10 protein-coding genes and 2 pseudogenes are annotated in these 9,506 nt (G+C 63.1%); 1 reads left to right on the plus strand and 11 read right to left on the minus strand.

Features of this window, described 5'->3' with window-relative positions; all coding sequences use genetic code 11:
* Positions 1-69: 69 nt before the first annotated feature.
* Positions 70-267 (plus strand): annotated as a pseudogene (locus ACT4OC_RS08225) ((2Fe-2S)-binding protein); the annotation flags it as partial.
* 192 nt (positions 268-459) lie between these two features.
* Here ACT4OC_RS08225 and ACT4OC_RS08230 read toward each other — a convergent pair.
* From ACT4OC_RS08230 to nifH, 11 genes and pseudogenes are all read right to left on the minus strand, one after another.
* Positions 460-1,260, minus strand: coding sequence for an FTR1 family iron permease (locus tag ACT4OC_RS08230; protein WP_444838474.1), 801 nt, complete (start codon positions 1,258-1,260; stop codon positions 460-462).
* A 54-nt stretch (positions 1,261-1,314) separates the two neighbouring features.
* On the minus strand, positions 1,315-1,611 hold the full coding sequence (locus ACT4OC_RS08235; RefSeq protein ID WP_444838475.1) for a ferredoxin family protein: 297 nt from the start codon (positions 1,609-1,611) through the stop codon (positions 1,315-1,317).
* A 51-nt stretch (positions 1,612-1,662) separates the two neighbouring features.
* Positions 1,663-2,970, minus strand: a complete 1,308-nt coding sequence (locus ACT4OC_RS08240; RefSeq protein WP_444838476.1) for an FAD-dependent oxidoreductase — start codon at positions 2,968-2,970, stop codon at positions 1,663-1,665.
* 11 nt (positions 2,971-2,981) lie between these two features.
* Positions 2,982-4,085, minus strand: a complete 1,104-nt coding sequence (locus tag ACT4OC_RS08245; RefSeq protein WP_444838477.1) for an electron transfer flavoprotein subunit alpha/FixB family protein — start codon at positions 4,083-4,085, stop codon at positions 2,982-2,984.
* A gap of 24 nt (positions 4,086-4,109) precedes the next feature.
* Complete coding sequence (locus ACT4OC_RS08250; RefSeq protein WP_444838478.1) at positions 4,110-4,955, minus strand: electron transfer flavoprotein subunit beta/FixA family protein; 846 nt, start codon at positions 4,953-4,955, stop codon at positions 4,110-4,112.
* 184 nt (positions 4,956-5,139) lie between these two features.
* Positions 5,140-5,481 (minus strand): nitrogenase stabilizing/protective protein NifW, encoded by a 342-nt coding sequence (gene nifW / locus ACT4OC_RS08255; protein WP_444838479.1) that lies wholly within the window; start codon positions 5,479-5,481, stop codon positions 5,140-5,142.
* Between the two features lie 12 nt (positions 5,482-5,493).
* Complete coding sequence (gene cysE / locus ACT4OC_RS08260) at positions 5,494-6,285, minus strand: serine O-acetyltransferase (protein WP_444838485.1); 792 nt, start codon at positions 6,283-6,285, stop codon at positions 5,494-5,496.
* Between the two features lie 7 nt (positions 6,286-6,292).
* Positions 6,293-7,495 (minus strand): homocitrate synthase, encoded by a 1,203-nt coding sequence (nifV, locus tag ACT4OC_RS08265; protein ID WP_444838480.1) that lies wholly within the window; start codon positions 7,493-7,495, stop codon positions 6,293-6,295.
* Between the two features lie 159 nt (positions 7,496-7,654).
* Positions 7,655-8,155 carry a Fur family transcriptional regulator Irr gene (gene irr / locus ACT4OC_RS08270; RefSeq protein ID WP_444838486.1) on the minus strand — a complete coding sequence of 167 codons (501 nt, stop codon included), beginning with the start codon at positions 8,153-8,155 and terminating at the stop codon, positions 7,655-7,657.
* Positions 8,156-8,178: 23 nt separating this feature from the next.
* Positions 8,179-8,943, minus strand: coding sequence for a nitrogen fixation protein NifQ (locus tag ACT4OC_RS08275; protein ID WP_444838481.1), 765 nt, complete (start codon positions 8,941-8,943; stop codon positions 8,179-8,181).
* Positions 8,944-9,027: 84 nt separating this feature from the next.
* Positions 9,028-9,506, minus strand: a pseudogene (gene nifH / locus ACT4OC_RS08280) (nitrogenase reductase); the annotation flags it as partial.

A 9,506-nucleotide genomic window follows, 5' to 3' on the forward strand; every position in this document is an offset into this window, starting at 1 on the left:
GAGGTCGAATCCCATGGCATATCGCTTGCATTGAATTCCATATGGCCCCTGCCGGGAATTGTGCCCTCCATGATCGTCTGCTCCTGCAATATCCTGACCGACTACGACATTCGCTCAGCCATGAGGACCGCGGACGAGTTGCCGCGCACGGCTCATCAGGTGTATGGCTGTCTGGGGTGCAAAGTCGAATGCGGCCGTTGTGTCGGGACGATCAAGAATATCATGGATCACGCCTTGGGAGGCTGTGACAAGAAGTGTGACTCGGGCTTTTCGTCCGGCGCGGGTCCTGCAACCGCTAGCCCGGATCGGATCGTCCTGCGCCTCAATACTCCCGCTGGAGAAAATCATATCGACTTCCTCGAAGCGCAGATCGATCTGGTCAACAAGATCGGCCTTGAACAATATTCCCAGCATCAGATCGGCAAGCCCGATCATAGCTGAACCTGCCCTTTACGAGCCTTAATCCATGGCAACCGCGGACACCGGGTGCCGCCCGGACATCGCCAAGATGCTCCCCACCGCGAGGACGGCAACGGCCAGCTGTACTCCGAGCGCCTCCCAGGTCGGATTGACCCCGAGCGATACCAGCCAATCCGGCACGGTCACGCTGTCATAGGGAAGCATCGCCTGCTCTTGCAGTTCCTGAATGGCGCCACCGATGAAGCGCAGCCCCATCAGAAAAAGAAATGCCGACGTCAACAGGAAGACCGGGCGCAATGGCAGGCGAAACGCCAGCCCTTGCGCCGCGCCGTACAGCAGAAGAAGACAGACGGTGGCCGCGATCAGTCCGGCGCCAAGGCCGGCGTTCCAGCCGCCGCTCGATCGGGCGAGCGCGTGCAGGAACAGGACGGTCTCGCCGCCCTCGCGAAACACCGCCAGGAATGCAATCAACGCTAGCGAGAGCGAGGTGCCCGATGACATCGCGCGGCGTGCCGAAAGCTGCAGGGTTGCATTCCAGGCTCCCGGGTTTTGCCGCAGAAAAAGCCAGCCGCTCGTGTAGAGCATCAACACGGATGCCAGCAACATCACGGCGGCTTCGAGCCGGTCTTCGTGGGCCCCTCCCAGGAAGACGTCGAATACGATCGCGGCCAGCACGCTGGCGAGGATGGCCGTACCGGTGCCGAGATAAATCGCCTTCAATTCGGTGGTCGCTCCGCCCCGGCGGAGGAAGGCGGCCAGTGCGGCGATGACCAGCATCGCCTCGATTCCCTCCCGCAGCAGGATGCTGCCCGACTGCAATGCCAACGAAAGGCCATTCATGTCTGCCCTCTCCTCAACTCGCCTTGATCGCCGGACCCCGCGCGTTACGAGTGGTCAACCGAACTTAAACAGCACGCCGTAGCCTCCGCGTGGATAACTCCATTCGATGTCGCCGCCCGGCTCGCCGATCACCCGGCAGGTGCCGCATTCCACGCAGCCGTCCACCGTGACCTCCACCTGGCCCTTGTCGTTGAGCTCGTAGCAGCGCGCGGGACAGGCCTTGAGCAGGCTAAGGAGCGCCGGCGTCGGCGACGTATGCGGCCGCACCTTGATATGGGCTCGGCCGGTATCGACGAGATAGCGGTTGTAGAACAGCTTGTCCTCGACGCGCACAGAGAGTTCGGTCGTCATGTTACGATCTCCATTGCCAAGCCCATCTATTTCAAAAATTCCGCGCTCCGGTCACCGCCACGCCCGCGCAAACCGGAACGCATCGCCAAACAAGCCTGTCCACGACCGTGCCTCGACGAACGAGCGCAGCATACTCTTTTCCTTCTCCACCTTCGGCGTGCCGTCGACCCGGACAAAATTCTGCATTGCCTTGGAGACAAGCTGCGGATAGGTGAGAAAGAAGTTCTGCGACTGGATGTGCATCAGTTGCGGCATATCCTTGTACTTCTTGAGATCCTTGATGACGAAGGAATCGTCCAGCATCTTCTTGTAGAGCGACAAATTCTCCGCGGTCATGGGGTCGCGCCGCGACTTGACCTGGAAGATCGCTTCTGCGGCAATCCTTCCCGAAGTCATCGCGAGGTTCGAACCCTCGCGGTGGATCGCGTTGTTGAGCTGGGCGGCGTCGCCGACCACGACCCAGCCCTCGCCATAGAGCTGAGGGATCGCCTTGTAGCCGCCTTCCGGAATGAGGTGGGCGGAATATTCCTTGACCTCCGATCCTTCGATCAGCGGGGCTACCGACGGGTGCTGCTTGAACCGCTCGAGCAGGCCGTATGGCGTCTCGCCGGTGCTTTGGAAATCCGCCACCAGGCATCCAATGCCGAGCGAAACGCATTCCTTGTTGGCATAGATGAAGCCCATGCCGGTCATGCCCTTGGAGATGGTGCCGGCAGCCTCGATCACGGTACCTTCGTCGCCCTTCAGGTTAAAGCGGGCCTCGATGGTCTCGCGCGGCAGGAAGTGCATCTCCTTGACCGCAAGCGCGACATTGTCGGGCCGCGGCCGCGCGCGCAGGTCGGCCTTCGTGCCGAGCAAGCCGTTGACACCCTCGGCCAGCACGACCACATCGGCATGCACCTCGCCATCGTAGCGGTCGGTGCGCACGCCAATCACCCGGCCGTAGGCATCCTTTGCGAGCTCGGTCACGGTCGTCTCGCACAGCACGATCGCGCCTGCCTCCCGCACCTTGGAGGAGAACCATTTGTCGAACTGGGCGCGGATGATGGTGTAGCGGTTCGGACGCTCCTCGTTGAAATCGTCGGAGCGGTAGTGCAGCCCGACATGGGAGCGGTCGTCCATCATCCAGAAGCGCTGCTCGACCAGATGACGTTCGAGCGGCGCATCCTCGCGAAAATCCGGAATCAGCTTCTCCAGCATATCGGCATAGAGGATCGCGCCCTGGACGTTCTTCGACCCGGAATATTCACCGCGCTCCAGTTGCAGCACCTTGAGGCCGCGCTGGGCCAGCGTGAGCGCGGCGGCGTTTCCCGCCATGCCGGCACCGACGACGATGGCATCAAATCTCTCATCGATCATGGCGGCCTCCTCTAGCTCGCGATCCGGTCGCGCGAATGCGGCGACAGGCGTTTGCGGAACGCTTCCGTCAGTGCGGGGAGCAACCGGATCGCATCGGTGACGATTCCGAGATGCGCGAAGTCAAAAATCGGCGCGTTCTTGTCGGTGTTGATGGCAACGATGAGATCCGCGCCCTCCACGCCGACCCGATGCTGGATCGCGCCCGATATTCCGGCGGCGATGTACAGCTTCGGCCGGATCGTCTTGCCGGTCTGCCCAATCTGCCGGTCGGAGGTGACCCAGCCCTTCTGGACCAGCGGGCGGGAACAGCCGTAATCCGCGCCAAGCACGGCGGCGAGCTGGCGCACCAGTTGAAAATTCTCCGGCGAACTGAGCCCGAGCCCGCCGGCAACCACGACATCGGCATAGGCCAGATTCGACTTGTCGGATTCACGGTCAGGCAGGAACGAAAGCACCTTGGTGACGATGTCGTCTTCGACCAGGCCAAGCGGATGATTGACAATGCGGCCGATCGGACGTTCCAATCGTTCCGGCATCGGCATCACACGCGGGCGCACCGTTGCCATCTGCGGCCGGTAGTTGAGCGTGTAGATCGTGCAAAGCAGCGAACCGCCGAAGGTCGGCCGGGTGGCGGCCAACGAGCCGTCGGTATCGACGTCGAGCGCGGTGCAGTCGGCCGTCAAGCCGGTGAGCAGCGTCGTCGCCACCGAACCCGCGAGATCGCGGCCGAGCGTAGTCGCCCCCAACAGCAGGATCTCGGGCTTGTAAGTATTGACGACGTCGGTCAGGGCCTTGGTGTAGGACTCGTTGCGATAATCGGCGAGCAAATTGTCGGCAACGACGTAGGCCAGATCGGCGCCGTAGCGGAACGCTTCGGCGGCCGCCTGTTGTGTTGCCTCGCCCTGCGGCCCGATCACGACGGCAGCAAGATCGACCTTCAGCTTGTCGGCAAGTGCCCGCCCCGCACCCATCAATTCCCAGGATACCGGATGGACCTGTCCGCGCTCCTGCTCGACGAACACCCAGACGTGCTTGTAGGCCTTGAAGTGCTCCGGCAGTTCCTTCTTGGTCGCGGCGCGACCGGCGGGTGCTGGTGCTTTGGTCGGTTCGCTCATCGCCCTGGTTTCCGTTTCGGTCGGTTAAAATCCGCGCGCCAGCGCGACGAGTTCGGATTCGAGCTTGGGCTGCCGCTTGAACAGTTCGTTGATCAGCGCCTCGGCCGGCGGTTCGCTGCCGAATTCGATCCGTGCGGCCCTGTCGGCGCGCGGCGGCGGCGCGAACACCTTCTTGACGATGGTCGGCGAGCCGCGCAGTCCACATTTCGCGATGTCCTCGACGCCCGCATCCTGCGCGCTCCATTTGACGATCTCGGCGCGCGCGGCACGCAACGCATCGGCCATCGCGCCGCGCCTGATCTCGTTGGTCGCCTCCAGCATGGTGATCAAACAGGGCAGCCTGGTGCGCAGGATCTGCACCCCGCCCTCCGAGCGCCGCTCGACTTCGACAGTGCGCGCGGCAAGATCGAGCGTACCGATCCTGGCGACATAGGTGAGCTGCAGCATATTGAGGCGCTTGGCGATGCCGGGACCGACCTGGGCGGTATCGCCGTCGATCGTTTGCTTTCCGGTGAACACGATATCCGGCGCGCCATAAGTGTCGCCGATCTTGCGAATGGCGGTGGCGAGCGCGTAGGTCGTGGCCAGCGTATCGGCGCCGGCAAAGAACCGGTCCGTAAGCAGGATCGCCCGGTCGGCGCCGAAGGTCAGCGCCTTGCGCAGACTGTCCTCGGCCGAGGGCGGCCCCATGGTGAGGACCGTGACCTCGCCGCCGAATTTGTCGCGCAGCGACAGTGCCGCCTCAAGCGCGAACAGATCGTAGGGATTGATAATGGTCGGCACGCCCTGGCGCATGATCGTGTTAGTCACGGGATGGACACGGATCTGTGCCGAGTCGGGAACCTGCTTGATGCAGACGACGATGTGCATGCTATCGCTCCGAACCTCACTGAGGCGCCATCAAGGGAATAGCAAGTGCCGTACCAATCGCCGCCCGGATAAAATATCGCTATCAAGACAACTACTTAGACGCACGATCCGGCGATTCTGCGCCGCTGTCGGAGAGCCTGCAGACAGGACAATCCGACATGCGTCGGAAACACGACACGGGGGCTCACTTCAGCGTGGCGAGCGGCACGAAGACGGGCGGCTTCGCCGGCTTCACCGCATCCTTCAAGACCTTGAACACGCGCTGGTCCAGCGGCGAGGACTCGATGAAATCGGCATAGGCCTGCTCAAGCACGGCCTTGCAGCGCTCCTTGACCGCTTCATCCGAAAGCCCGTCGAAATTCTCGCTGACGAGGTATTGCCCCATGCGCCTGAGGATATGCAGGCGGACGACGTTTACATGCCTGGCGTCATACTCGACGCCAAGCAGCGTGAAGAAATCTTCGGCCGAAGAGGCCTGTTGCAACTGGGCGAGGATACCCGCGCCACCCGGTAACGGCGAACTCATCGTTCTTCCCCTTCAATTCCGGTCTATAACGTGGCCGTGCAACAAGGATGCATCCTTGTTATCCGGTGCCGGGCTGCTGCCCTCGCGCAACCGCTTCTGGACATGCGCCAGCCGCGCCTCCAGAAACTCCACGCGGTCCAGCAGGATGGATATTGCTTCGCCAACCGGGTCCGGCATCAAATGGTGATCGAGATCGATCCGGCCGACCACGCGGCGATGGCTAAGTTCTGGCCGCACCACCCTTGCAGGGATGCCGACGACCGTCACCTCGGGCGGTGTGCTCTCGATCACAACCGAATTGGCGCCGACACGGGTGCCCGGTCCGATCGTGATTGGCCCCAGGATTTTTGCCCCAGCACCCACCACCACCCGGTCTGCCAGGGTGGGATGGCGCTTGCCCGGCGACCACGAGGTACCGCCGAGCGTAACGCCGTGATACAGCGTCACGTCGTTGCCGATCTCGGCGGTCTCCCCGATCACGACGCAGGCGCCGTGATCGATGAAGAAGCGCCTGCCTATCCGCGCCGCGGGATGGATATCGACGTTGCTGACGAAACGGCCGAACCACGACAGCAGGCGCGCCGGAAAACGCCAGTCCGCTTCCCACAGCCGATGCGCGAGCCGATGCCAGATCAGCGCATGGATGCCGGGATAGGTCAGTAGCGTCTCCAGCTCGCTACGCGCGGCCGGGTCGCGCAAACGAACACACGCCACGTCCTCCCTGATCAACCGCAGCAGCGAAGGCTTTCGCGGCGCGGAGATTGCGATCGGATCGGTGGCCGGGACGTCTGCTATATCGGTCATGGCCACCTCAAGCGCAACTGGGAAGCACCTGGCCGCGAACTTCGCGCCAGATCTGTTTCACCGTCTCGCTCGCCACCGGCCCCTTATGCGAAACCGCGTATTCACGTACACGGCCGAGAATTCTCTGCGACTCGTCCACGCTCGCCTGCAGGCGAAGCTCAGCCAGCAGCGAGGTGATGGCCGAGAGGCCTGAATGCTTGCCGATCACGATCCGGTTGGTGCGGCCGAACAACACAGGATCGAGCGACTGGTAGGTGCGTTGATCCTTGAGCAGCCCGTCGACATGAATGCCGGACTCGTGGGTGAAGACGTGCTCTCCGACGATGGCCTTGTTGAGCGGGATGGTGCGCGCGGCGGCCGCCGCGACCACCGCGGCCGCGCTGCCGAGTTCGGACAGCACGATTCCGGTCTCACGCCCGTAAAGCTGGCGGAGCGCCACCGCGACCTCTTCCAGCGGCGCATTGCCGGCGCGCTCGCCGAGCCCGATCACGGTCACCGAAGCATGAGTGGCTCCAGCCTTGATCGCCGCCAGCGTATTGGCCGTGGCGAGACCGAGATCGTCGTGACCGTGAAACTCGAGTTCGAGGTCGGTGGTCGCGCGCAATGCGGCAAGCAGCGCGCAGCTGGCGTCGGGATCGAGCACGCTGAGGGTATCGGCGACGCGGAACCGTCGGGCGCCGGCAGCTTTCGCGGCGGCGACGATTTCAACCAGAAAATCGACGTCGGCGCGGGACGAATCCTCGCCTCCCACCGCGACCGCAAGGCCCTTGTCGCGGGCATAGCCGACGACGCGCTTGATCATCTCGAATGCGGTCTGGCGCTTGCCGCCGAGTTTCGCCGCGATCTGCACATCGGAGACCGGCACCGAGACATTGACCATCGAGACCCCCGAGGCGATCGCTGCGTCGACGTCTTCTGTCCGCATGCGGCACCAGGCAATGGTGGTGAGCGGCAGTCCTGCCTCGACGATGGCGCGGATCGCCGTGATCTCTTCGCGCCCCATCGCAGGCGTACCCGCCTCCAGCTCCGGAACACCGGCGCGCGCGAGGCTGGTCGCGATCGCGACCTTTTCCCTGGTCGTGAAGGCAACGCCCGGCGCCTGCTCGCCGTCGCGCAGCGTCGTGTCGTTGAGGATCACGGGCGGAAGTTTCGCCGCCGCGACGGCGGCAGAGTGGGGACGCAGTTCGGCTGGTCTCTTGTTGTCAGGCATGGGGCACCACGTCATTGGGGTCTCTGACGAGATCAGAGCAACCCGCATGCCAGCCGCTCAAGCAATTGGTAATCAATGACTTTCCGGAAACCGATGCCTTGTCGGAATCATGACAGCGTCGCAAACGCGACGCTTCGATCTCACGCCATGAAATATATGTCAGCCAGAAGCGGCTTGCTTGCGTCGCAGATGGACGATCACGTCGACGCGCGAGACCTCGTAGCCCGGAAGAGGCTCCGGCAGCTTGTCAATCAGCGCGCCCGGTTCGGGAATGTCGAACAACCTCTCTTCCTTGTCGACGAAGAAGTGGTGGTGCGCGGTGGGATTGGTATCGAAAAAGGACTTTGATCCATCGACACCGATCTGGCGCAAGAGGCCTGCCTCAGTAAATTGGTGCAGCGTATTGTAGACAGTCGCCAGCGACATGTGAGCATTGGCCGCAGTCGCTTCGGCGTGCAGCATCTCCGCGGTCAGGTGGCGGCCGCCTTTGGCGAACAGCAGCCAGCCCAGCACCAGACGCTGGCGAGTGGGCCGCAGGCCTGCCTGACGCAGCAATTCCTCGCAGCCCTGGCGGAACGCACTTTCACCCCTCGCCCCGAAAATCAGTTCGGACGGCGCGCCACTCTCCGCCCTTGCGTCGGCAGCGTCGGGTTCTAACATCTCGTCGACCCATGGGCTCAGCATCATGGGCGCTGCTCCGGGGAACGGGAGGGTTCGGTCCCGACGGAGAGTTCGGCTGTGCGCAAAGCGACTTCGCGACGTCGCTCGGCCATCCGGCTCTCGCCGCTCTCCTCGCCGAAGCAAAGGTCGAAGTCATTACACTGCGTGCAGACAGGGGTCGCGCACATCACAAAACCGTCATCCTCGCAGAGCATGCGGTAGAAGAACCGCTTCCATTTCATGTTCTTGGTGTTGCGAGCCGCGAGCGGCGCGAAGTGGCGCGTCAGCAGGCGGGTCAGTTCGGGCCGCTCGCGCAGACCCAGGTCTTCCCACAAGTGATTGGGCTCCATCGCGCGCCGCGCAATCATCGCGGCAAGCCATCCCGAGACGTCATCCTTGTTCGAGCGTTGCGCCAGCAGGAGATCACGCACCATGGCGATCTCCTCGTCTTCGGCTTGTCCTGATGGCGTCGACCATGCGGCAACGACGCCTTGAGCAAAGGGAAACCATTGCGCGACGAGGGTAGAAAGATCTTGGGCCGACAATCCCGCCCGCTCCGCAACTGAACGGCCTTCCGTTGCGGCCACGGCCAGGATCGATGCCAGGACGTGCTGATCGAAGCTGTTATCTTGCTTGATTTCAGTGGTGGCGGGGTCGCAACCGGTGAGCATGAAATAGGTCGCCGCCGCGCCGGCCGTGCAATCACCATCGTCGTTGGGCCGCACCGAGGGCGGCAACGAGGCCGCTGCCGGGTCGACCGATGGATCACGTGGTTCCGTGACGATCATTGCTGCCGAGACCTTTGCACCTGCCGTCTTGCGTTCGCTAAAAGGTCTCCGGCCCTCTTGCGAAGGGCCGGAGAGCGTGAGGGCTCAGGCCGACATGGCCGCGAGTTCGGAGGCGGTCTTGCCGACGACGGCTTCGTCGACCGGCTTCATGATGCCGTGCTCCATCAGCATGTCCTCGAGCTCGTCCATGGTGATCGGGGTCGGGATGATGCCCTTGCCGCCATGGTTGTGGATCTTCTCGGCGAGGTTGCGGTAGTGACCGGCCTGGACCGAGTCGGGCGCGTATTCCAGCACCGTCATGCGGCGAAGCTCGGCGTGCTGCACGATGTTGTCGCGCGGCACGAAGTAGATCAGCTGGGTGCCGAGCTTCTTGGCCATCGCTTCCGCAAGCTCGAGCTCCTTGTCGGTCTGGCGCTCGTTGCAGACCAGGCCGCCCAGGCGCACGCCGCCGGAATTGGCGTATTTCAGAATGCCCTTGGAGATGTTGTTGGCGGCATACATCGCCATCATCTCGCCGGACATCACGATGTAGATTTCCTGCGCCTTGTTCTCGCGGATCGGCA

It is taken from the genome of Bradyrhizobium sp., from assembly GCF_052389815.1.
Taxonomy (GTDB): Bacteria; Pseudomonadota; Alphaproteobacteria; order Rhizobiales; family Xanthobacteraceae; genus Bradyrhizobium.